At 68.5% G+C, this 23,071-nt stretch carries 16 protein-coding genes and 4 pseudogenes; 15 read left to right on the top strand and 5 right to left on the bottom strand.

Annotation, left to right across the window (positions count from 1 at the left end; genetic code table 11):
* The coding region (locus ACFYXB_RS42350; RefSeq protein WP_389590550.1) for an OmpL47-type beta-barrel domain-containing protein at window positions 1–669 on the top strand (669 nt) is incomplete at its 5' end.
* 94 nt (window positions 670–763) lie between these two features.
* Entirely contained in the window at window positions 764–955 is a 192-nt protein-coding gene (locus tag ACFYXB_RS42345; RefSeq protein ID WP_389590548.1) for a hypothetical protein, read from the top strand.
* A 131-nt stretch (window positions 956–1,086) separates the two neighbouring features.
* Here the strand turns inward: ACFYXB_RS42345 and ACFYXB_RS42340 are convergent, their stop codons facing one another.
* Window positions 1,087–2,514 carry an aldehyde dehydrogenase family protein gene (locus ACFYXB_RS42340; protein WP_389590546.1) on the bottom strand — a complete coding sequence of 476 codons (1,428 nt, stop codon included), beginning with the start codon at window positions 2,512–2,514 and terminating at the stop codon, window positions 1,087–1,089.
* A gap of 100 nt (window positions 2,515–2,614) precedes the next feature.
* Between ACFYXB_RS42340 and ACFYXB_RS42335 the strand changes: the two genes are divergently transcribed.
* Window positions 2,615–3,232, top strand: coding sequence for a TetR/AcrR family transcriptional regulator (locus tag ACFYXB_RS42335; RefSeq protein ID WP_389590544.1), 618 nt, complete (start codon window positions 2,615–2,617; stop codon window positions 3,230–3,232).
* A gap of 280 nt (window positions 3,233–3,512) precedes the next feature.
* On the opposite strand, the gene ACFYXB_RS42330 is transcribed toward ACFYXB_RS42335, so the two are convergent.
* Entirely contained in the window at window positions 3,513–4,826 is a 1,314-nt protein-coding gene (locus ACFYXB_RS42330; RefSeq protein ID WP_389590543.1) for a vanadium-dependent haloperoxidase, read from the bottom strand.
* A gap of 135 nt (window positions 4,827–4,961) precedes the next feature.
* On the opposite strand from ACFYXB_RS42330, the pseudogene ACFYXB_RS42325 reads away from it, so the two are divergent.
* From ACFYXB_RS42325 to ACFYXB_RS42315, 3 genes and pseudogenes are all read left to right on the top strand, one after another.
* Window positions 4,962–5,188, top strand: a pseudogene (locus ACFYXB_RS42325) (hypothetical protein); the annotation flags it as partial.
* A gap of 220 nt (window positions 5,189–5,408) precedes the next feature.
* A complete protein-coding gene (locus ACFYXB_RS42320) occupies window positions 5,409–6,647 on the top strand; it encodes an Ig-like domain-containing protein (RefSeq protein ID WP_389590552.1) in 1,239 nt (412 codons plus the stop codon).
* Between the two features lie 709 nt (window positions 6,648–7,356).
* Window positions 7,357–9,234 (top strand): CocE/NonD family hydrolase, encoded by a 1,878-nt coding sequence (locus ACFYXB_RS42315; protein ID WP_389590542.1) that lies wholly within the window; start codon window positions 7,357–7,359, stop codon window positions 9,232–9,234.
* 384 nt (window positions 9,235–9,618) lie between these two features.
* Here ACFYXB_RS42315 and ACFYXB_RS42310 read toward each other — a convergent pair whose 3' ends face one another.
* Complete coding sequence (locus tag ACFYXB_RS42310; RefSeq protein WP_389590541.1) at window positions 9,619–9,972, bottom strand: integrase core domain-containing protein; 354 nt, start codon at window positions 9,970–9,972, stop codon at window positions 9,619–9,621.
* Window positions 9,973–10,034: 62 nt separating this feature from the next.
* Here ACFYXB_RS42310 and ACFYXB_RS42305 point away from each other — a divergent pair.
* Window positions 10,035–10,277, top strand: a pseudogene (locus ACFYXB_RS42305) (integrase); the annotation flags it as partial.
* 150 nt (window positions 10,278–10,427) lie between these two features.
* Here ACFYXB_RS42305 and ACFYXB_RS42300 read toward each other — a convergent pair.
* A complete protein-coding gene (locus tag ACFYXB_RS42300) occupies window positions 10,428–12,626 on the bottom strand; it encodes a hypothetical protein (RefSeq protein ID WP_389590540.1) in 2,199 nt (732 codons plus the stop codon).
* Between the two features lie 278 nt (window positions 12,627–12,904).
* Here ACFYXB_RS42300 and ACFYXB_RS42295 point away from each other — a divergent pair.
* The 8 genes and pseudogenes from ACFYXB_RS42295 to ACFYXB_RS42260 all read left to right on the top strand — a co-directional run.
* Window positions 12,905–13,771 (top strand): annotated as a pseudogene (locus tag ACFYXB_RS42295) (RNA repair domain-containing protein); the annotation flags it as partial.
* Window positions 13,772–14,106: 335 nt separating this feature from the next.
* Window positions 14,107–14,424, top strand: a complete 318-nt coding sequence (locus tag ACFYXB_RS42290; RefSeq protein ID WP_389590539.1) for a hypothetical protein — start codon at window positions 14,107–14,109, stop codon at window positions 14,422–14,424.
* Between the two features lie 648 nt (window positions 14,425–15,072).
* A complete protein-coding gene (locus ACFYXB_RS42285; RefSeq protein WP_389590536.1) occupies window positions 15,073–16,041 on the top strand; it encodes a winged helix-turn-helix transcriptional regulator in 969 nt (322 codons plus the stop codon).
* Window positions 16,042–16,440: 399 nt separating this feature from the next.
* On the top strand, window positions 16,441–16,731 hold the full coding sequence (locus ACFYXB_RS42280; RefSeq protein WP_389590535.1) for a hypothetical protein: 291 nt from the start codon (window positions 16,441–16,443) through the stop codon (window positions 16,729–16,731).
* Window positions 16,732–16,750: 19 nt separating this feature from the next.
* Window positions 16,751–17,017 (top strand): hypothetical protein, encoded by a 267-nt coding sequence (locus tag ACFYXB_RS42275; protein ID WP_389590533.1) that lies wholly within the window; start codon window positions 16,751–16,753, stop codon window positions 17,015–17,017.
* Between the two features lie 295 nt (window positions 17,018–17,312).
* A complete protein-coding gene (locus ACFYXB_RS42270) occupies window positions 17,313–20,987 on the top strand; it encodes a S8 family serine peptidase (protein WP_389590532.1) in 3,675 nt (1,224 codons plus the stop codon).
* A 603-nt stretch (window positions 20,988–21,590) separates the two neighbouring features.
* Window positions 21,591–21,818 carry a hypothetical protein gene (locus ACFYXB_RS42265; RefSeq protein WP_389590530.1) on the top strand — a complete coding sequence of 76 codons (228 nt, stop codon included), beginning with the start codon at window positions 21,591–21,593 and terminating at the stop codon, window positions 21,816–21,818.
* A 111-nt stretch (window positions 21,819–21,929) separates the two neighbouring features.
* Window positions 21,930–22,092 (top strand): annotated as a pseudogene (locus ACFYXB_RS42260) (DDE endonuclease); the annotation flags it as partial.
* Between the two features lie 334 nt (window positions 22,093–22,426).
* Here ACFYXB_RS42260 and ACFYXB_RS42255 read toward each other — a convergent pair.
* The gene (locus ACFYXB_RS42255; protein WP_389590528.1) at window positions 22,427–22,921 is read right to left on the bottom strand and encodes a DoxX family protein; all 495 of its coding nucleotides are present in this window, start codon (window positions 22,919–22,921) and stop codon (window positions 22,427–22,429) included.
* Window positions 22,922–23,071 lie beyond the last annotated feature (150 nt).

The following is a 23,071-nucleotide window of genomic DNA, read 5'->3' as shown; positions in this document are numbered from 1 at the left end:
GTCAACACCGTCGGCCACCACACACTGACCTACCGCGCGACCGACAAAGCAGGCAACACCTCACCAGCAAAATCCGTCGAGTTCACCATCGTGGCGGCTCCCCCGCAGGACAGGACGCCGCCGCAGGTGTCGGCCTCTGTCTCCGGCACGAAGAACGACTCCGGTGACTACGTCGGCAGTGCGACGGTCACCGTGACGGCTTCGGACACGGATTCAGGTGTGGCGAGGGTCGAGTACTCCCTCGATGGCGGCCCCTACTTGCAGTACTCCGCACCGGTGGTGATCGACAGAGCTGGGAGCCACGCCTTCCTCTACCGGGCGACCGACAAGGCCGGTAACACGTCCACGCCGCAGTCGCTGTCCCTCACCGTCGTCGACAGCAAGCCGCCGACCTACTGTCCTGAAACGGACGACCGCGCCACCGTGTTCGTCGGCTCGATCAACACTGGTGTCCCGAACCGCGTCACGACCAACGGCTGCACGATCAACGAGCTGATCGAGGATCACCGGGCCTGGGACAACCACGGAACGTTCGTCTCGCACGTGGGGGACATCGTCACGACGCTGCGGAAGGAGGGGGTCCTCGACCAGCGGGAGGCCGCCGAGATCAAGAAGGCGGCCGGCCATTCCGACATCGGCATGCCGAGCCACGGTCCCGCCGGTCACTGAGTCACGGCCGGGGCGGTGACGCCACCTGAGCCGTGCGGCTCGGGCGGCTGCACTAGCAGCCCGCCGAAGCGACCGGGACTGAAAACCCGGGCCGATGGGTGGAGAGCCGGACGCCTCTCCACCCATCGGGCCGCCGGTCCCGGCGGACTGGTCGATGGTGCCGCTGTACGTGCCGCCGTTGTACGTCACCGTGTACGGCGCGTTCGTCGCCCGGTCACTCGCCGGGATCGAGTGCACGTCCACCCGGTACGAACCCGCCTGCGCAACGGTCGGCTGCCAGGTGTAGGTGTCCCCGGCCACCGCATCCTTGTTGTAGGCGTAGTCGCTGTTGACCGCGTACTGCGTGTACATGGAGTTGGTCGAGTACGGCCACAAGCCCCTGGCCGCCGTCCCGGGAACCTCAATATGCATCCCGCCTCACCACACCTGCTGGTCTTCCTGAAGCTTGACGGCGACGAACTTCGTCTGCGTGTAGTGATGCAGCGCCTCGAGTCCCTTTTCCCGACCGTACCCACTGTTCTTGTAGCCGCCGAACGGTCCCTCGACCATCATGCCGGGCGGATAGGCGTTGACGTAGACCTGACCGGCCTCCAGCCGTGAGGCTACGCGGTGGGCACGGGTCACGTCGCTGGTCCAGACGGCGGCGACCAGGCCGTAGTCGGAGTCGTTGGCGATGGCCACGGCTTCGTCCTCGTCGGTGAAGCGCAGGACGGCGAGCACCGGCCCGAAGATCTCTTCGCGGGCGATGCGCATCTCCGGAGTCACGTCCGTGTAGACCGTCGGCTCGATGACCCACCCGATCCCGGTCGGGCGGCCACCGGTCACGAGGGTGGCACCGTCCTGCTCGGCGACCTTGAAGTACTCGTTGACCTTGTCGAACTGGGCGCGGGTGATCTGCGGCCCGTAGGTCTCCCCCGGTGTCACGTGCGTCAGCACGGTGCGCAGTGCGTTCACGAACTCGTCGTGGATCTTCGCGTCGACCAGCAGACGGGTGCCGGCCATACAGGACTGGCCCGCGTTGGGCAGGAACGCCTCGACGGCGACGCGGGCAGCCGCGGCGAGGTCGGCGTCCGCGAAGACGATGTTGGGGGACTTACCGCCCAGCTCCAGCGTGAGCGGGATGATGCGATCGGCAGCGACTCGGCCGATCTCGCGTCCCGCGCGGGTCGAGCCGGTGAACGCCACCTTGCGGACCTTCGGGTGCCGGACGATCGCTCCGCCTACGGTGTCACCGGTACCGGTGACGACGTTCAGGACGCCGTCGGGCAGGCCGGATTGGGTGGCGATGCGGGCCAGTTCGAGCGTGGTCGCCGAGGTGAACTCGGAAGGCTTGGCCACGACGGTGTTGCCGGCCGCAAGGGCCGGAGCGATCGCGCGAGCCGCCTGGTTGAGGGGCGCGTTCCACGGGGTGATGACGCCGACGACACCGAGCGGCTCGCGCCGGGTGTATGCATGGAAGCCCGGCCCCATGTTCACCACCTCGCCCGCGGGCAGGTTCACCAGGCCGGCATAGAACTCGAAGTATGCGGCGGCACCCTCCACTTCCAATGGGGACTGCCAGGCGGGCTTGCCGGTCTCGGCCGACTCCAGCTCCGCCAGGCCGGCGGCCTCCTCGCGCAGGCGCGCGGCAATAGCTGCCAGCACGCGGCCCCGCTCGACGGGCCGGCGGTTCCACCATCCGTCGACCGCCCCGGCCGCCGCCTCGACGGCGCGGTCCACGTCGGTGGCGTCGCCGAGGGCGATCTCGTGCACGACCTCATCGCCGCCGGGGGACGTGGACGGCAGCCGGCCGTCCGATGCCGCTTCGACTTCCATGCCTGCGATCCAGTGCCCGTAGCGCCTCATCGACACACTCCTTCTGACCGTGAATGAATATTCATTCACGGACAGCATAGCGTCTCCGCTTGACAAGATCGAGTCGCTGAACGAAGTTTCACTCGTGCCGATGCCCCCCTCTGTGACTGCCGACGAGACCCCGCTGCGCAGGAAAGTGATGGACGCTGCGCTGGAGCTGTTCGACGAGCGCACCTGGGACGGCACGAACGTGCCGGAGATCGCCGCCCGGGCCGGGGTCGCGGTGGGCTCGATCTACCGCTACTTCGCAAACAAGCAGGCCCTGGGCGAGGCGGTCTTCACCGAGGCGAAGGCGGCGTTCGCCGACGCCGTGATCACCGAGGACGTACGCAAGGCCGATCCCGTGACCGCAATCGGCCTCGTCTGGCAGCATCAGGTCGCGTTCGCCATCACCCACCCCCAGGCGTTCTCGTTTCTCGAGCACCAGGTGCACGGGGCCTATCTGCGACCGCAGGCGCTGGAAGTGGTTGATCGGCTCAACCGCGACCTGGTGGAGATCCTGCGGCAAGCACAGGCCATCGGCGCGATTCGTCCCGGCGACCCGCAGGTGCTGCTCTCGATGGCATTCGGTGCGTTCGTCGGCGTCACGAAGCATTCACGCGCCTCGGGTGTCGCACTGGGAGAGTACGACCTGGACGGCATCGGCCGTGCCGTCATGAGTCTCCTCGGACTCAAGGACCCCGACTCCCCCGAGGCCGTGGCTTCTTAGGAGGAGAGGCCTCGCACGACGTTGGTGCGGGCCAGATCGAGGGGTTCGTCGCCCCGTCCCGACAGCACGGTGCGGGCCCCGCCATCACCCGGAAGAAGGAACCCTCACTCGACGCCCAACAGCTCCAGTGCCGACTGCTGGAGTCGATACGCTCCCGGCGACCACACATGGTCACCAGTTCGCTGAACTCCCCCAAGAAGGCACGGGGGACGGGACCATCGGCGGGTGCACGCCTCGGCACGTACCCGCCGACGGTCCTGGCCGGGAAGGTGTCAGGGCATCAGCGCGTACCGGTCTGCGGGCACGTGGGCCGTGCCGTCGGCGAGGCCTGGGCGTGCGATGAACGCAGCGGCCGGAAGTAGTGGGTGACCGCCCAGGCGCCGATGCGGCTGCCGGCCCGGCACCCGGCCACATCCGCGGAGCGGAAGTGGATCCCGGCCCAGACGCGGGCGTTGATCATGTCCTCGTTGAGTCGGTCGGCGTATTCGTAGTGCCGTGTGGTGCCGGTGGCCTCGGAGAACAGGGTGAGGTCGAGGCGCAGGGTGCCGAGTAGTCCGCTCAGGGTCTGGGTCACGGCGCCGGCGACCGTGGCATGGCCGCTGATGTAGTCGGGGTGCGGTGGCGTGACGAGCAGCGGCTGCCACTGCGGGTCGGCCGGGGTCGCGGGGTTGCCGTCGGTGTCAGCCAGCTGGATGGCGGTGATCGGCCGCCAGCGTCCGTAGTGGAGTTTGGCGTCCCAGGCGGCGACGACGGCGTCGGTGGCCGAGGTGTTCGCCGCGGCGAACAGCCGTGCCGTCTCAGCGATGCCCAGGTGGTGCCGAGCCGTGTAGTCCTGGAGCGCCGCCTGGATCTGCACCGCCAGATTGCCCCCGAAGAACAGGGCGGTCTCGGTCTGGAACGCGGTGCGGGGCGACCCGGTCTTCGCCCCCATGGTCCTCACCTCGTTCACGTCCCGGGCATAGCGGGTCGAGGACAGCGCGGGCGGGACCCCGGGACGGAACTGGGCCGGGGAGGTGAGCAGCATCGGGCGCAGTCTGCCGAGCCAGGGGTCGATGAAGGGCTGGTGGCTGGGTGGGGTGGGCCGCCAGACGCCGGGTGCGGGCGGGGCGGTGAACTGCACTGGTGCATCCCGGCCGTCGCCTTCGCGCAGGTCGATGAGGTGCTCGGCGGCCTGCTCCCCGAAGGCCACGCCCTGCGTCTTGGCGCTGCCCTCGGGGATCCTGGCGAGGGATTCGGCGTAGGCGGCATCGAGCGGCGCCTGGGAGGCGGGGAAATAGGTGACCAGCACGCGGTGGGCCGCGGCCACGGCGGCCGCCTCGGGCGACGCGGTGGAGGGGCCGCGCACCTGCCACCTGTAAGGAGCGTAGTCGCCCCGGATGCCCACCACGGCGTTGTAGACGGCAGCAGAGACGAACCCGTGCCAGATGACCACCTGGCCCGAGGGGCGGGTGGCGCCGAGGTTGGTGCCGATGGTGTCGCTGGCGATCGTGTTCCATTCACGGATCGCGTCGGGGTCCGCCGCGGGCGGCGCGTGGCTGCCGGCGGTGACTGGGGAGCCGTTCAGGACTGTAACGAGGAGAAGGAGGAGTGACATGACGGCGCCTACGACAGCCGGTCTGCCCGAAGTCAAAGTATGCACAACCGACGTAACCGTCACACGCGCGGATGGTCACGCAGATGTGGTTCCCCGGTGCTGACGCCGCCGGGGCGGAAACCGGGCGCCAACCGTGCTGTCTGGCTCCCCTCAGACAGGGACAAGCTCAGGGCGCACGCACCTGGTTCGCTCCGGGCGACCAACCATCGGGTTGAGCTCAGGGCCTTCCTCGCCTCCGGGCGGGTCCTCGGGGAAGGCGTCGACATCACCGGCGCGGAGTGGAGGCCATCTGCTTCGCCGACACCTGCGGCTCCCAGGTCGAGATCGTGCAGAACATCGGCCGGGCGCTCCGCCTGAACCGGGCGTCCCCGTCATGACCGGCTCCGGGCGACGAGAGCGGATCGACTACGCGCCATCCGTCAGTCGAGCAGGGCCTCGGCGACGCGCTCGACGGCGCGTGGCCTTCACCACAGTTTGCTCATTTAGGACTGATGAACCCATATAAGTAGTTTTATAGCCAGCTGGACCCCTCGGCATCCAACTCCAGGGATTCAACGACCAGTGACACGGGAGAAGCGTTTGATCACGGCACGTAAAGGACGTACCCGGTTGGTGGCTGCGGTCGGTGTACTAGGCGGTGTGCTCTCACTCACGGCCCTCGGCGGTACCAGCAACGCTGCTACCAGCGGTAACGACGCCGGGAATCACCCGAAACCGCAGGCGCGGGCGGATCAGGCGGCCACCCAGGAGGCTTCCGACGCCCGAATAAAGATCACACCCCAGCAAGGTGCCTACGACGTCGGGATCAATGACTCCGTCAAGGTCACCGTCAGCAACGGCAAGCTCACCAAGGTGACCATGACCGCTGTCGCGATCGGTGCCGAGGTTCCGGGCACCCTGTCCGCCGACGGCACGTCCTGGAAGCCGAACGGCCGGCTGGAGCAGGCCACCAAGTATCAGGTCGCCGCGGAGGCCAGGGACGCCAAGGGCCGCTCCGTCACCGGGAACGCCACGATCACCACGGTCTCCCCGGCGAATAACTTCATCGGGCACCTCTCCCCCGAGGACGGCTCGACCGTCGGCGTGGGCATGCCGGTGACGGTCAACTTCGACCAGGCGATCAGCAACAAGGCCGCCGTGGAGTCGGAGATCCAGGTCAGCTCCAGCAGCGGCCAGCGGGTCGTCGGCCACTGGTTCAACGACGACCGCCTGGACTTCCGCCCCAAGAACTACTGGAAGCCCGGCTCCACCGTCACCGCCACGCTCAACCTCCACGGCATCCAGAAGACGGTCACGTTCAAGATCGGCCGGAGCCAGATCAGCACGGTCGACGCCAAGACGAAGCAGATGACCGTCGTACGGGACGGCAAGACGATCAAGACCATCCCGATCTCGTCCGGCAGCACCGAGCACCCGACGTACAACGGTCAGATGGTCATCTCCGAGAAGTTCAGGCAGATCCACATGAACGGTGCGACCGTCGGCCTCACGAAGAAAGACGGCAAGCCCTCCTACGACATCGAGGCCGTACCGCACGCCATGCGCCTGACCGACTCGGGCACCTTCATCCACGGCAACTACTGGGGTGCCGACGCGGTCTTCGGCAAGGTCAACACCAGCCACGGCTGCGTGGGTCTGAAGGACGTCAAGGGCGGCGGCGACGGCGAGCAGCCCGCCGCGTGGTTCTTCGACAACTCAATGATCGGTGACGTCGTAATCGTCAAGAACTCCGAAGACAAGACCATGTTGGCCCCGGACAACGGCCTCAGCGACTGGAACATGCCGTGGAGCGAGTGGGTCGCGGGCAGCGCGACCAGCTGACGCCACGTCACTCCCCAAGCATCTGAACCTGAATCCCTTCCGCCAGGCGGCGGGCGACACCGTGTCGCCCGCCGCCTGCGGCGTCAGGGCGCTCGAGCAGCCCTCGCCGCGTGTGGGACCGCGGTTCGTCACGTCGCCCAACAGACGACCGATGTCGGCGGAGCGGTGGGCTATTCGACACCAGTACTGTGCGCCCATCGCCCGCCAGTCCCGCTTGGTACTGGGATAGAAGAAGCTGATCGCGAACAGTGCGATGTTCAAGATCCCCCGGGGCCACAGGTCATGCGCGGCGTCGTCCATCACGTCCTCCCTCCATTGCGCATCCTGCGGTCCGGCCGACAGGCGGCCAGAGCGTTCCCGGCTGCCCCCTTCAGGGTCGTGGCGAGGGCCGGCGAAGACCCGGCCGACGTGGCGAACCAGCCCCATCCGCTGGGATACAGCAGACACTTCCACCTTCGTCTCCTACAACCACCCCTACCGGAAACGGACTTGTTCTCCTCACATCAGTAACACGACGGGTAGAAAGCCCCGTTGACGCATTTCAGTGCTGACCTTAGGCTCGCTCGCCATCGGTTCCGGCCAGGGTTCGCACACATGGTCCCGTGCCTGACATGCGTGCGACCGTCCGTCGTCGCTGCGATGGCGGGCAGGGCGCTGCCGCTCGACCGGAAACGCCGTTCCGCTCCGTACCGACGACTCGGGAGAGCATGTGAACAGACGTCGCGCGCCCGGCTGGGCCGCCTCGGCACTCGTCACCACTCTGGCGCTGACCGGCGCACTCGCCGGCCCCGCCGTCGCGTCACCGGCCGCCGCTTCCGCTCAGACCCCGACCACGGCGGTCGCCACCGCGACCGACGGCATCACGCACGAGCAGAACGACCGTGTTCCAAAGGGCTCGGTCTGGACCCAGCACTACTTCCCGTCCTCGGACGGCTCTGCTACCGAACTGCACGGCGACCTGCTGATGCCCGAAGGCGTGCCCGCCACGCAGAAGGTGCCGGTCATCCTCTCCATCGGCCCGTACTTCGGGCACATGGGCCAGACGAACCCCGAGGGCTGGACCCACACCGGTCCCTCGAATCGCTTCCAGGACTTCATCGAGGGCAGCGACCTCTTCGCCCACGGCTACGCGTTCCTCATGGTCGACCTGCGCGGCTTCGGCGGCTCGACCGGCTGCCTCGACTGGGGCGGTCCCGGTGAGCAGGCCGACGTGAAGGCCGCGATCAACTGGGCCGCGAGCCAGCCGTGGTCGACCGGCGCGGTGGGCATGTACGGCAAGTCCTACGACGCCGTCACCGGCCTCATCGGCAACGACCTGAAGCAGTCCGCGCTGAAGGCCGTTGTCGCCGGGGAGCCCCTCTGGGACATGTACCAGTACATCTACTCCAACGGCGTCCCCCGCCCGAATGTGACCGGAACCGCGAATGCCTACAACGGCATTGCCACGATGGCCCCGCTGTCGGACGACGACGGGCACTATCAGGCCAACGCCCGGTACGAGGACGACCACCCCGGGTGCCTGACCGAGAACTCGGCCGGCTACCGGATATCCGACCAGAACGACCCGTTCTGGACCTCCCGTGACCTGGCCAAGATGGCTCAGGACACCAACACGCCGCTCTTCGTCACCCAGGGCTTCATCGAGAACAACACCAAGCCCGAGGAGATGCAGGAGTACCTCACCAACCACACCGGCCCGGAGCGCGGTTGGGTCGGCCAGTGGGACCACGTGCGTGGTGGCGACCGGGTGAGCGACGGTCGCCTGGCCATGGGCCGCGAGGGCTGGTACGACGAGACGCTGTCCTTCTACGACCAGTACCTCAAGGGAGTTCAGCCCTCGGTCGACTACCCGATGTACTCCGTCGAGGACTCCACCGGTCACTGGCGGGCCCAGGGCACCTGGCCGGTGGTGGAGCGCGACGTCACCCTCCCGCTGGGGAGGGGCAGTTACCTCGACGACGGCGGTGCTTCCGCCCGCGCCAACCTTGCCGCAGCCGGCACGCCGGCGCCCAAGGCGGTGCAGCCGTCGGGTAACTGGGACATGGAGAACGCCCCGGCGACCGAGCAGCCGGCGCCCAAGGGTCTGGCCAAGGGGATCGCGAAGAGGCAGCAGGCCGGTGAGGTCGGTTCCAGCTTCTTCGTCTGGTCGCAGCCGCTCGCCCAGGACGTACGGCTGACCGCCACACCGAACATCTCGCTGACCGCGAAGGGCGAGGGCAACGTCATGCTCAAGCTCTACGACGTCGGCCCGGACGGCAAGGCCGTGATGTTCGACGAGCAGGTCTCCCTGCTGAAGGCGGGCCGGATGAGCGTCGACCTCAAGGCGACCGACTGGACGCTGGCGGCCGGGCATGTCTTGGCCGTGGAGATCGGCTCGATCCAGACCGGGTCGTGGCGTGACACCCCATCGGGTCAGACCATCAATGTCTCGGGCGCCGTGCTGAGGCTGTCCCTGGACGACCCGTCCGACGACGTGGCCACTCAGGGAGACCGCTCACCGTACCTGGACACCTACCTGCGCCAGTACACGGTGGACCTGCCGGCCGGTCCGGCATCCTTCACCGTGATGCCCGGCGGCCACATCTGATCCCACGCCCACAGGCCGGCGCCGGCCGGCACGGCTCCCGGCCCCAGTCCGGAGCACCGTCCGGCACCGGCCCAGGCACCGGGCAACGGCTCCCCCGATCAGTGCCTCGTTGTCCTGATCATGTGTGGCAGGGGGAGTTGACTGACGACGAGAGGGCGGTGCCGGAGCCTCTGCTGAATTCTCCGGCTGGGTCGTAGCCCGTCAGTATCACGGTGGGGAATGGCGCGTGCGCACGCCATTCGGCAGGCAGAACCGGCTCAGGGCCCACATCACGACGCTGCGCGACATGGGTGCCGGCACTCCCGTGACGTGCCCCGGCCCGACGTCCGTTCCGCGTGAAAACCCTGGTTCGGACTGTCGACCAGGCCGTTTCTCTGCCTGCGGTCAGGCAGCTTGCTGGTACTCGTTGATGAGGCCGCCGAGTAGTCGGGTGCAGCGGATGCGGTTGGCGAGCGGGATCTCCGGGGCTGGCTGCCCGGCCTCTACGGTCTGGGGAGGTCGTTGGTGGAGGGATTGGTGGGGGCGGTGCCGGTTGTAGTGGCCTTTGCAGGTGTCCAGGACGGCGCGCAGGAGCCGCTCGTTCATGATGAGCAGGCGGTCAGTGCACTCGCGGCGGACCGTGCCGACCCAGCGTTCCGCAAAGGAATTCGCCTTCGGCGATCCCGGCGGGGAAAGAAAGACCTGCACGTCCGCGCCGGCGAGCACGGCGTCGAAGGCACCGGAGAACACCACCACCACGATCCCGTGCACCGCGCACACCGGCTCCCACCAGGGCGGATGAAGTTTTCGGCAAGGGCAGGGTCCGCTCCTGCAGAGAGGAGCTCCTCGACCGCACCCTCATCTGGGGCCAAGCCCACCTGCTGCACGCCCTGCGCGAGTACGAGGCGTTCCACAACGAGCACAGCCCCCACCGGGCCTTGGCATGCGCCGCTCCCCTGCGCCCGCTCCCGAAACTGATCGAATCGGACCGGCTCGTCCACCTCAACGTCCGCAGGCGCGACCGCCTCGGCGGCATCCTCCATGAGTACCAACATGCCGAGTGAGCAGCGAGGACGTGGTTCCCGGCACCTACACCTACCTGCAGCGATGACTTTACGAGCCCCACAGGCGGAGTCCCTCAAGACAGCCGGCATCCCTGTCATGCGGTCACTCGGCCGCCGGCGTCGCCCTTGCACGCCAGGAGCGCCAGGTCCTCAGCGGCGCCGCTTGCCGCCCCGTCTGCCGTTCTCTCGGTGACCCCGCTGCTGAACAAGGCCGACGTGGGCCTTGCGGTCCCGGGGCACACGCTCGGCGAGGGCCTGCAGGTCCGCGAGGCCCTCCCGGTCCGGGTGACCGGATGCCAGAGCCGCCCGGAGGGCCTCTTCGGCCTCGCGACCCTGTTGGCGTAGTACCTCCCTCACCCCGTCGGCGCCGGTCGCCTCACAGAGCTGCAACAGGCTCTCAGCGACCATGAGCAGGCTTTCCGGCTCCGTGAGGTCCTCGGGGGTGAGAATCTCCCGGCGGGCCAGGAGACTCAGCGCGGTGGGAGCCAGCGAGGAGTCCGAACGCAGGCTTCGCAGCACGAGCTCCCCGTCGTCGAGCGATGAGACGAGGACGTCCAGCATGGCCTCGGCCCGGGTACGGAACGGCATGGTCCGCACCGCGTGGACGAGCTGCTCCAGCGCCGCGGACCGGTCGCCGTGGACGGCGATCCACGCGGCGAGCTCCACCCGGGCGGACTCCGGATCGTAGTGATCGGCGAGGACGCCCAGCAAACCGGCCGGCGAGGCCTGGGCAAGCTCGCCGATCAGGGGTGCATCCCGGCCTTCGGCCAGCAGCCGACGGCGCACGGAGTCCGTTCCGAGGTCAGTGAGACGGATCAACTCGACCGGGCCCGAGCTCAGTTCGGACTTCAGTTTCCGGGCCCGCTGGGTAGCCTCGTTATCCAGCAGAGCGTCACTCAACAAAGCGTCATCGGGCGGGGCGCCGTCCAACAGGGCGTCACCCGACAGGGTCTCGTCCAGCACGGCGTCGTCCAGCATCCCAGCAAGTCCGGTCGGCATCCCTGGCAGCGTGCCGGACGGCGTCTCGAGGTCGTCATCGTCCTCGGTCGGTATTCCGGCCCACCCGTCGATGTCGTTCTCGCTCATCGCCAGATCCGCAAAGACAGGGGCGGCCATCCCCTGGTGGCACTCGATCGCCCCCAGGTCCTCCAAAACACTCAGCACGGTGCGCAGATCGTCATCGGCCTGTTCGAACCCGATGGAGTCCGTGGCGAAGGCCTCGAGCAGGAAACTCGAGCGGTAGGCGACGTGGACGGTGTCGCGCAGCCCGGGCCAGGGCATGGGGTACGGCAGGCTGTAGAGGGTTGCCAGTACGTCGGGCAGGACGACGTCGTACATGGCGAACTCGTCGAACAGCAGGGACTCTCCGTACCTGCCGCCGCGCCCGCCCCTCACTGGGCTGGGTAGCTCGCAGAACGCGTCGAACGCGCGCCGCCACAGTGCAAGCGGGTCGTTCAGTACAGGCTCGGCCTTGGCCACCGCGTACAGCCTCCCCTTGACGACTCGTATCAGCCTGGCTGTCTTCGCCCACTCCACAAGGAGGTTGAGGCGCGGCAGGTCCGCGGACGAGCGGACCGAGTCCGTGTCATCTCCGGTGTCCAGCCGCTCTACGAGTTCCCGGGCATCTGACAGACGCAGCCTGCCGGAACCGGTGAGCGTTCTGCGGTCGCGCCCCGCCCACTCGGCCAGCTCGCGCAGCTGCCGCAGGACCGGTGACCGGTCGGCCTGCTCCCGCAGGACGTCGTCGCCCGGGAGCGCGACCGGGAGCTGAGGCTCGGACCGTACGGGCCGGGAACTCCGCGTGTGCCGCTCGACGATGGTCTGAAGCACCTCCGGGTCGTAGGGCACCTCGCCACCCTGTGCCCGCCCCACGAAGTCCTGCAAGGCCTGCTCGTCGTGGACGTCGACGCCCTGCTCCGCGGCGGTAGTGATCCAGAACTTCGCCAGGCCCCAGAGGCTGCGGTCGGCCATCGCCTCCGCGTAGCGGGGCGCCGCCGCGTCGACGGCCTCCAGCGCCTCGGGCAGGGACGCCCCTCGGGCATCGGCAAGATGGACGTCATCCAGATACCGCAGCAGGCACCGCAGAGTGCCCGGCGCATCGGCGGGCTCCTCGTCGGGAAGTACGGTCACCGTCCGCGGAACCCAGTCGAGCAGGAACTCCTCGATGTGCCGCTGGTCCCACAGTCCCAGCCTGCCGTCCGGCGTACCGAGATGGCGGTAGTCCAGCGCGGCTTCGACGACGAACGGATCGGCGTCGATCCCGTTCTCCCGGGCCCACTGTTCGAACCGGTGGACAAGAAGACCACAAACCGCCTCGTACTCGTTCTCCTCCGCGGGATTGAAGATCATCCGCATGGTTTCCCGCCCTTGTCTTTCGCAGGGCTCTGTCTCGTTGCCCACGCTACCGGCCGTGCCGAACAAGCCGGTCCCAGAACCGTCAGGACGCCGAGAAGAGGTGCGGCAATGCTGCCGCGGGTGCTCACCGCACAGGCGCACCGGCTCTCCCTGCCGTCCCCCGCCAGGCGCACCGCACCTGATGCGTCGCCGTGCGAGCGGAACAACCGTCGAGGGCAGGGTGGGCGGCACCCTGGAGGAAGAGAAGGTGTGAAGTCGGGAGAGGAGGCGTGATGCGGACCAGCGACGAGATCTATCACCGGGTCCGCTGGGACCCGCGGTTCGACCCGGCCCGGTTCGTGCTGGGGATCAGCCAGCGCGGGGATGCCCTCAAACGCATCCCGCTGTCGTCCTTCGTGCCCGGGGGCGACATCCCGTGGCACCGGGTGATGTTCATCGAGGCGGACGGCGAGGTGGTCTGGGACCGGGCCACGGGTGTGGACCGCTTCGACGCGTCGGGCGCCGGCCGGGTGCGCGACCCGCAAGCGGACCTGAGCTTCGACATGAGCTCCGGCAGGGGCGAGCCCGCCGGCGTCCTCGACGTGTCCCCGACGGCCCGCACGGCGGTGGCCTGGATCCCACCTGCGGAGCTGTGGCCGCCGATCCAGGACATCCGCCGGGACTACGATCCGCAGATCCACCGCTGGCCGCCGCACGTCAATGTGCTCTTCGGCTTCGTGCCGGAGTCCGACTTCGAGCGGGCGGCCCCGCTGCTCGCCGCGGCGACGGCCGAGACGCCGGTCTTCACCGCCCGGCTGGACGGGGTGCGCACCTTCCGGCACAGGGCGTACTTCACCGTGTGGCTCGACCCGACGGCGGCCGGCAAGGCGCCGTGGGCGGACCTGCACCGCGTACTGCAGCAGCGGTTCCCGCGCTGTCGTGGGCCCGCCAAGAACTTCACCCCACATCTGTCCCTGGGCCGGACCGAGGATCCGCGGCAAGTCACCGCCGACTGCGCCACCCGGTTCGACGCCATGACGGCGACAGTCTGGGAACTCGTCCTGCTCTCACGCAGGGGCGACGGGCCGATGCGGCCACGGGCCACGGTCGCCCTGCGCACGGGAGAGGTCCGCCGGCTGCCCGAGACCGGCCCCGAAGCGCCGGGCCCGGAAGACACGGCCTGGCTCTCCGAGATCACCGACCGGTGAGGCACATAGCCAGGTGAGACAAAGCGCCGCCCGGGATTCAGGTCGCATGGGCGGAGTTTTCTGACGCCTGCCGGAGATGCGTCAGCGCCCGCCCCTCCAAGCAACCAACGGTGGCTCGCTCGGCCGGTCACCGGCGCCTTTTGCCTCCTTCACGAGCCCCCGGCCCTTGTTCTTGGTTCTTGCCGTGCGATTGCTGTTGGACGACACGGCCGACGCCTGGGCTCGGCTTGTGTACGAACCTCTCCGCGTGAGCGTTCATCCGAGGCGTCTGTGGCGCGCTCTTGAGGATGTGGATATGGATCCGCTCCAGCAGGTCCGAACTCCTCGACCTCACCCCCATCTGGGACCAAACCCACCTGCTGCACGCCCTGTGCGAGTACGAGGCGTTCCACAACGAGCACGGGACCCATCGGGCCCTCGCAGGCGCCGCTCCCCTGCGCCCGCTCCCGGAAATGACGACGTACGTCGGCGCCTCCGAGGCCGAGGAGAAGTCACCGGACCTCCTCAACTCCTGCGTTTGGGCACTCACCGATCTGTTTCTCGACACCAATGTCCCCGGCTCCGCCATGGCGGCCGAAGACCTTCGCCTTCGCGCTCGCCGGTAGCCGGTAGCCGCCACTGATTCGAAGATGCATGCGAGCGACGACTCGCCCGCTACCAAGCAGCCCTCGACGCCGGAGCCGACCCAGCCGTCGTCACGACGCGGCAGCAGCGATGCCGCCGACCGCCGCCGCGGCGCCCCAACAAGAAGTCCTCGGGAGCGCCGACCAAGTGAGCGCGAGGCGAACTGCGGCCCTCGGCACGGCATCGGCCGCCACTGAATACGCCCCAACTACCCGCGTACCAGCACGGGTTGGGTGATGTGGCACATGGCCGACCGGGTGGACTCCGTGCACGGACCCGGCCGGTTGACCATGCCGACGGTACGTCCGGCCACGCCACGCGCGCCTGTCCGCCGCTCGGAAAGGTGATCGGCGAGCTCCTCGCAGCGCGACCACGCTCGTCACCCTTCTGGGCGGGCTGCTGATCGGACGGGTCGGGCGTCCGACCGAGGCACCGGGGCGCTTCCGCGAGGTTCGTGGCCTGGGCACGGGGCCACCCCGACCGGCCGACGCAATAGGGACGCGACGGCGACCAAGGCGCGTCGAGTTCGGCATAGTAGCGGTTGATCTCTTGTCTGATACCGTCGGCTGGCGAATCGCGCCACTGCCGGGCCGACCTCCCGCCGGGCGGTGACGACAGAAGGAGGCGCGGTGCTCGGTGCACTCGGGATCAGCGAGTTCGATGAGCGGGTCTACCGCGCGCTTCTGGCCAAGCCGGACCGGACGGCGCGGGAGATCGCCGAAGACCTTGGCGCCACGCCCAGCCGAATACGGCACGCGGTGGCCCGGTTGGTGGAACTGGGCGTGCTGCGCACAGAAGGACACGGCCAGTACCAGCCGGTCAGCCCGCGGACCGCGTTGAGCGCACTGCTCGCCAAATACCGAGCCGATTCCGAGGCGACGATCGCCGCAGTGGGGGACGTGGTCGATGACCTGGCGAGCGAGTACCGCGCCAGCCGACTGCAGGAGCATCCGACCGAACTGGTGGAGGTGATCACTGGTGAGGAGGCGATCACCCTGCGGGTCGCCGAACTGACCCAATCGATCCGCTCCCACTTCTGGGTGTTGGACCGGCCACCGTACCTGGGTCCGTACAGCACCGAGTTGGAGGAGGCCTTCACCAGGGAACTGCTGGACCGCGGCGTCGACATACGGTCCGTGTACAGCCCTGAGGCGCTGGAGCAGCATGGTCGATTCGAACTGATCACCCGCCTCTCCCAGCTCGGCGAGCAGGCCCGGCTTCTGCCGGCCGTGCCGTTCAGGCTGCGGATCATGGACCGTCGTGTCGCACTGGTCGCACTGATCGGAGGACGATACGACAGAATCGCCGTCGTCCATCAGTCGGGTCTGCTCGACGCACTCCTCGAGCTGTTCGACGTCTACTGGCAACGGGCACAACCCATCGTCTCGACGACTCCGGTGACCCCTGACCAGCCGAGCACGGATGATCTCCTGCTCCTGAGAATGTTGCAAGCGGGCTACAAAGACCAGGCGATCGCCCGGCAACTGGGCACGAGCGCACGCACCGTGACCCGCCGGATCGCCACGATCGCCTCCCGCCTCGGCCTCGAGACCCGCTTCCAGATGGGCGCCGAAGCCGCCAAGCGAGGCTGGATCTGAGCTCGGCGAGCGAGCACGTGCTACCGTCCGCGGCGATGCGCGTCGAGTGGGCGCCGCGTAAGCCGCCTCAGCCAGGTACGACAGCGCAGAACCTGATCTTTCTCGTCCCGAGGCCGGCACGCGAACAAGCAAGCCCGCCAGTAGGCAGTGATGCCGGGGATTCGCCAGTAGGACGGGCACGGAACCATTGATCAAGAAGGTCTCCACGCCTTGTGAGCACCGCGAGTCCTATGCCCGTCGTGCCTCATCGACCCGCTTTTGTCGGTTCCTCGCGCTCTTGCCGATACGCGAAAGCATGCCCTCGTCGCCGGGCTCGGGGACTGCAAATCGTTCGGACCTGTCTCATTTTCGGTGGTGACGCAGGGTGAGGGGGCGTTGTTGACATGGTGTGCGTGGCAGATGTATTGGCAGAGCCGTCGCCGGCGCCTTCCGCAGCTTCCACCTTGTGGCGGCTCCGGCGGCCTGCCCGACTTCCGGGAGCACCTCGGACCCGGCCTCGAGAGCCTCTGGCGCGGCCCCGGCACCCCGGCACTCGACGAGCCAACGGTCCAACTCCCCTCCGGACAAGCCCGCTTCCACGCGAGTATCGAGGAACTCGAGGCCGCACGGGACGAAGCACAGATCAAGGTGATGCAGGCGGCATCCGTACCGCCCACTCTCGCCATCGAGCCCGGACGACAGCGGGACTGACCAATCCACCGTCCGGAGCGTGACCTACGATCTGCTCCGATCCTGGGACTCCCCACCGCCTTCGGAAAACCCGGGTCGGCCGAACAGCCTTTTTCCGGAATTCCCTGACGGTTTCACCTATGTCCTGGCGCTGCAGGAGGCCTCCGTCATCGCCGACAACAGCAGGCGCCAGGACGCCGGACCGGCTGATCGCGGCGGCGGCCCCCGTGTTGTGTGGACCAAGAGGCTCAGTTCTCAAGTCGAACCACCCAACAAGGGTTCCGAACGGCGCTGCTTCCCAGTCTGATCCAAACCCGCCCGGCCTTGACGCGGTTCGCCAGCTGGCGATATCAGACACGGGTCTGATCTATACATCTCCCGGTCACAAGCCTTAACTCTGATCGTCCACGCCGACTTGCCGCGATCCTGGAGCCCCCACCATCGGTCCGCAGCGTCGGCCATCCCATCCCCCGCCGATCCGTCACTTCAGTCATGAATCCCTTGCGGGCCGACCCGGCCCTACGGAACAGTCAGGGAATCCTTTGAGATCATCACAGAGACGCTGGAGCGTCTTCGCCGTCGCCGGCGCCACCCTCCTGTCGTTGGCACAGCCCGCCGCCGTGTCCGCCGCCCACGCCGCGGCCACCGACTCCGCCGCCCCCGCCGCGCAGCGCAACGTGCCTCCGGGCACCCACTCGGTCACCCTGATCACGGGTGACGTGGTTGTCACACGGCAGTCCGGCGCCGGCCGCGGCACCGTCGATGTGCGTGGTGCCGCCGGGGCGGAAGCCCAGGCGCGCATCACGGAGTCGAACGGCGACCTGTACGTCTATCCCGACTCCGTTCTCCCCTACGTGGCGGCGGGCACGCTGGACAAGCGCCTGTTCAACATCAGCCGGCTCGTCGCGGACGGCTACGACGACGCACATCGCGATCAGTTGCCGCTGATCGTCTCGTACGACAGCAAGGCCGCCTCAGGGCTGCGTTCCGCAACCCCCAAGGGCGCCACCCGTGTCAGGGCCCTCGGCAGTGTCCGGGGTGCCGCGCTGGCCGAGAACCGGGACCGGTCGGCGGACTTCTGGCGGGCTGTCACCTCCGCGCCGACGTCGGGCTCGAGAACCGCGGCAGCCGCGTCCACGTCCGGCAAACCGGCCTTCGGCGAGGGTATCGCCCGCATCTGGCTCGACGGGGTCGTGAAGGCGGATCTCGCCGAGTCCACCTCCCAGATCGGCGCGCCGCAGGCGTGGGAGGCCGGTGACACGGGGCAGGGCGTGGACGTCGCCGTCCTGGACACCGGCATCGACGCCGAACACCCTGACCTGGTAGGCCAGATAGCGGCCTCGCAGAGCTTCGTCCCGGACGAGGACGTGACGGACCGCCATGGGCACGGCACCCACGTCGCGTCCACCATCGCCGGCACGGGGGCCGCGTCGGACGGCAAGGAGAAGGGCGTCGCCCCCGGCGCGCGCCTGCACATCGGCAAGGTGCTCTCCAACGCGGGTTCCGGCCAGCAATCCTGGGTGCTGGCCGGCATGGAGTGGGCCGCGGTGGACCAGCACGCGGACATCATCAACATGAGCCTGGGCTCCTCGGCCCCGTCCGACGGCACCGACCCCCTCAGCACGGCGGTCAACCGCCTGAGCGCCGAGACCGGCGCCCTGTTCGTGGTCGCCGCGGGCAACACCGGTACGGACCAAAGCATCGGCAGCCCGGCCGCGGCTGACGCCGCCCTGACCGTGGGGGCCGTCGACTCCTCGGACGACGTCGCCTACTTCTCCAGCCAGGGCCCGCGTGTCGACGGCGGGCTCAAGCCGGAGATCAGTGCGCCCGGCGTCGACGTGCTGGCGGCACGCTCCCAATACTCGCCGTTTGGCGAGGGCAGCTACCTGACGTTCAGCGGGACCTCCCAGGCCACCCCGCATGTCGCGGGCGCCGCGGCCCTGCTCGCGGCCGCACACCCCGGGCTGACCGGCTCCCAGTTGAAGGACCTCCTGGTGAGCAGCTCGAAGCAGACGCCCAAGTACAGCGCCTTCCAGGCGGGCAGCGGCCGGGTGGACGTCCCGTCGGCGCTGAGCGCCGACGTCTTCGCCTCCGCGACCGCGTTCGCCCCCCTGGTGCCGGCGGACGGGTCCGGCGCGGTGAAACGCCCGGTCACGTACACCAACATAGGTGACGTGCCGGTCACCCTCGACCTGTCCGTGCAGGCCCCGGACGCCCCTGCGGGAATGTTCCAGTTGTCCGCCTCCCAGGTCGTCGTGCCGGCGCACGGCACCGCCGAGGTCACGGTCACCATCGACGGCTCCAAAGCGACGGAGAAAGGCCGCTGGACCGGCCAGGTCGTCGCGGCCGACACGGCGGGGAAGGTCGTCACCCACACGGCGGTGTCGCTGGGCGACCTCGCCCACAAGCTGACCGTGGTCCTCAAGGACGCACACGGAAATCCGATGTCAGGGGTCGTCGACCTGCTGCGGTCCGGCGACGACGCGCCCCAGCAGTGGATCGTCGACGAGACCGGCACGGCGGAGGGCTACCTCCCGGACGACGTCTACTCGGTGCTGGAGTGGAAGGCCGTGCAGGGCATCCACGGCCCGCACTCGATGGGGATGGCGCTGCTCGGTGACCCCGATGTCGTGATAGACCACGACACCACGGTCACCCTGGACGCCTCGAAGATCGAGCGGATCGACATGACCACGCCGCAGCGGACCGAGGCGACCTACCAGCGCCTGGAGTACACCCGCTCGATGGGCGGCCAGCTTTGGCGCGACTACCAGGAGACCCAGACCAACTACGACAGCCTGTGGGCCCAGCCCACCACGCACAAGGTGACCCACGGCGACTTCGACCTCGGCGCCCGCTGGCGCAAGGAGCAGCCGGCACTCGCCATCGCCACCAAGACCACCGAGTTCACCGACGCCTTCCGGCAACGGGACGTCACCCCGTTGCCCCAGGGTCACTACAAGCTCCCGCTCGTGGCCGTCGGCGACGGCACGAGCGCGGACTACGCCGGTGTGAACGCGCGGGGCAAGGCGGTGGTCGTCCGCCGCAACGACACGATCCGCGACGCCGACCAGGCCGCCGCGGCGATCGAGGCGGGCGCCAAGCTCCTGCTGGTCGTGAACAACACACCCGGGCGAGGGTTCCGGAGCTACAGCAAGACACCGTGGAACGGGACCCCCGCCCGAATCGACGTCGCGCTGTTGAGCACGGACGAGGGCGAGAAGCTCTTCGGCCAGGCCTCCGATCACGGGGCGGTGCTCTCGGTGGACTCGCAGCCGGTCAGCCCTTACGTGTACGACCTGATGCGGACGTGGCACAACGAGATCCCGGACAACCTGGTCGTCCAGGGCGGCCCGGAGAACCTCGCGCGGGTGAACGTCACCTTCGACAGCCCCGATACGACCCTGGGCGGCGGCGAGTTCCGCTACGACTGGCCGGTCTACAACCCGAGGTGGGGGATCGGTATGCCCATGTCGGAGCCGGTGAACTCACAGCGGGTCGACTGGGTCTCCACCGGGCCCGGAAACTCCTGGGGCCAGGAGGCGTACGTCGACGGTCTGCTCTACGAGATCGAGCCGCGCACCACCTACCAAGCGGGCAGCACGCAGACCCAGCAGTGGTTCAAGCCCATCGAGCGCCCGTACCTGAACAACAACTACAGGTCGCCCACCCGCAGCGGGAGCCGGCTGTTCTTGGACGTCCCCGCCTGGGGCGGCTCGGACCACGTCGGCATGTCCATGGACTACCAGGGCATGCGGCACACCCTCACGCTCTACCAGGGCGACACCCAACTGGCCCAGAACTCGGGAAACACCGTGGTGCAGGCTGACGCACCCGGCGCCGGCAAGCTGCCTTACCGTCTCGTCCTGGACGCCAACCGGGACAGCACGGTGAGCCCGTACTCCTCCACGACGCACACCGAATGGGACTTCACCTCCCAGGCCCCGGCGGAGGACGAGCAGGCAGTCCTGCCGCTCATGCAGATCAACTACGGCATCGACACGGACGCGGCGGGCAAGGCCGCCAAGGACGCGACACTGACGGCGTCCGTCGCCCACCTCGCCCACGCCACGGGCGCCGGCACCCTGTCGGCCGTCACCTTGGAGGTGTCCTACGACGACGGACACACCTGGCGAGAGATCACCAGCGGTGACGACGGCCGGTTCGGACTGTCCGCCCCGAAGCAGGCCCAGTTCGTCTCGCTCCGGGCTCACGCCCACGACACGGCCGGCAACGCGGTCACACAGACCGTGATCCGGGCCTTCGGTCTCCGCTGACCTTGTGGGGCGCACCGCCACAGCGCGGTGTGCCCACGCGTCTCCCGCCGGGGGCCGGAAGCCGCCCCGGCGGGAGACGACGACACGACGAAGGCGCCGGTGCCCTGCGGGGCGACCGGCGCCTTTGTCTGTGGTGACTTGCCTGCGATGATCTCCGCCGCCGCTGTGGCGATCCGGAACGCGCGCGTCGCTTACTGGCCAGCAGCGGTCCGCCGGAACCGGCCTTCGCTGCCGCTGTCGAGAAGCGGCCGGCGCCGACAAGAAAGGGGCTTTTGTCGGCTGCGCTGGACACCAACGCCGGCCTGACCGCGATGCAGACCGCCGCGCAGGTGTCCGCGGACGTCGACGACTTGTGTCCCAGCGCAGCAAGCGGGGTCGGCTCGAGCCGAGGCAAAGGTCGCCTTCGGTCCCGAACCGACGCCGAGCAGAAAGGCCTGCTCTACGAGGCCCTAGGCAACACCATCAGCTACGAACACAAGGCGAGGCCTCCCAGCCGAGGTAGACCGGCCCTGCGGGTGCCGAAAACCCCATCCATGGTCTGTGACCTGCAGATTCTCACGAATGGTCAGTGCTCGCCGGATGGGCCTGTCGGGGTGATGGATCGTGCTGTTGCGACTGCCCTACCTGGCCGTGTCGAGCGTGTTCGCCTTCATACGGCTGCTGCCGATGAGCGCTGCGGACAAGGACGTCGAGATCTTGACGCTGCGCCACCATTTAGCCGTCCTGCAGCGGCAGATCGACAGGCCGCGCGTCACTCCGGCGGACCGCGCTTTCCTGGCCGCGCTCCTCCACCGACTCCCAGGCCGAAGCTGCACCGGCTGCATCGACTGACCTTTTCGGATTGGGCTCGGATGGTGACGGTGGGTGGTCCCTGCGGTATGCCGGTGTTATGCGGTATGCAGAGGGTGGGCCCGCACCTGGGGCCGGCGCGGTCACACACCCGTGGTCAGGGTCCGGGGCCGTTCCCGACGCCGGATCTCGGTGGCGGGTCCTGTGCTGCTACCGTCCCGGCGAGACATCGAGGCTGATCTACCGCCCACGATTCCATCTGCCTTTCAAGGGAGCCTGGAAGAGCTTTTCGTGGACGGACTACCGTGACGTACTTGTGGGTGTCGACTCCGACGGCGACTTTCCCGATCGGCTCGGCCTGCAGGATGCTGGTCATGGCTGCTGGTTCCCCTCCCGGGAGCGGCGGGTAGCGCGAGACCGTCGGCCGGGCGGGAGGACAGGACTGTGACGAGCGCCTGGTGGAGCAGGCTCCTGTGCGATCACTGCCCGCGCGGCCGATGGCCCGCAACGAGCCCCCCGCCGGAGTGACCGACAGATCAACAGCAAGGACACCCGAGGGGGCAGTCGTAACACCAGTCAGGCCGCCCCGGCGACGGTGACCTCATCACAGTCCGGCCCGCGCCTCATCAAATGACACGAAGCCTTACTACTCAGTAATGAAGGCCCGGGCGTTGGAGGAGGGCGCGGGTCATCAGCCCGCTGGAAATGCCGAGGCCGACGGCCGCGGCTGTCCACCATGGGGCCCAGGGAAGCAGCCCGATGGCTTGGTCGACTGACCAGCGGCCGGGTCCGGTGAGCGTCAGAACGGCCGGCAGGATCACCAGAATAAGCGGGTACTCGTAGCCGTCGTGTTGCACCCAGAGCCCGTTGTGCCACTTGACCGTGACCGCGACCGTCATGACTCCCCCTGCGATGGTGGCCGCCAAGGGGGTGAGCGCTCCTGCGCACAGCAGCAGACCCGCGACGATCTGCCCACCTCCCGCGGCGGCCGCAGTGAGCCGGCCGCCGCGGAACCCGTCTGCTTGGAACTCTGCCGCCCCGCCATCGATCCCGTGGCCGCCGAGGCGGTGACTGACCTTCTGGATCCCATGCCCGACGTACAGCAGGCCGACGGCCAGCCTCAAAATGAGCAATCCAGTGTTCATCACACCCTCCTCATGCGGGGGTAGGTGGTGCAGTAGCGGTGAGTTTCCGCGCGTTACAGCACGAAGCAGGTGTCGAAGATCTCGGACGGGGCCTCGGGGGCGAAGCCGCGCTGGACGCGCCACTGCCGGTGTGCCTCGGACTCGGCGACG

Source organism: Streptomyces sp. NPDC002619, assembly GCF_042889305.1.
Taxonomy (GTDB): domain Bacteria; phylum Actinomycetota; class Actinomycetes; order Streptomycetales; family Streptomycetaceae; genus Streptomyces.
Note: the sequence above shows the minus strand (reverse complement) of the source record. Positions and strands in the feature narration are given on the sequence as shown.

Excerpts from the sequence above, each read along its gene's own strand:
- ACFYXB_RS42345 (WP_389590548.1), top strand. The coding sequence starts at position 764 with ATGGGTGGAGAGCCGGACGCCTCTCCACCCATCGGGCCGCCGGTCCCG.
- ACFYXB_RS42280 (WP_389590535.1), top strand. The coding sequence starts at position 16,441 with ATGTATTGGCAGAGCCGTCGCCGGCGCCTTCCGCAGCTTCCACCTTGT.
- ACFYXB_RS42255 (WP_389590528.1), bottom strand. The coding sequence starts at position 22,921 with ATGAACACTGGATTGCTCATTTTGAGGCTGGCCGTCGGCCTGCTGTAC.
- ACFYXB_RS42330 (WP_389590543.1), bottom strand. The coding sequence starts at position 4,826 with ATGTCACTCCTCCTTCTCCTCGTTACAGTCCTGAACGGCTCCCCAGTC.
- ACFYXB_RS42300 (WP_389590540.1), bottom strand. The coding sequence starts at position 12,626 with ATGATCTTCAATCCCGCGGAGGAGAACGAGTACGAGGCGGTTTGTGGT.
- ACFYXB_RS42290 (WP_389590539.1), top strand. The coding sequence starts at position 14,107 with ATGTGGATATGGATCCGCTCCAGCAGGTCCGAACTCCTCGACCTCACC.
- ACFYXB_RS42335 (WP_389590544.1), top strand. The coding sequence starts at position 2,615 with ATGCCCCCCTCTGTGACTGCCGACGAGACCCCGCTGCGCAGGAAAGTG.
- ACFYXB_RS42340 (WP_389590546.1), bottom strand. The coding sequence starts at position 2,514 with ATGAGGCGCTACGGGCACTGGATCGCAGGCATGGAAGTCGAAGCGGCA.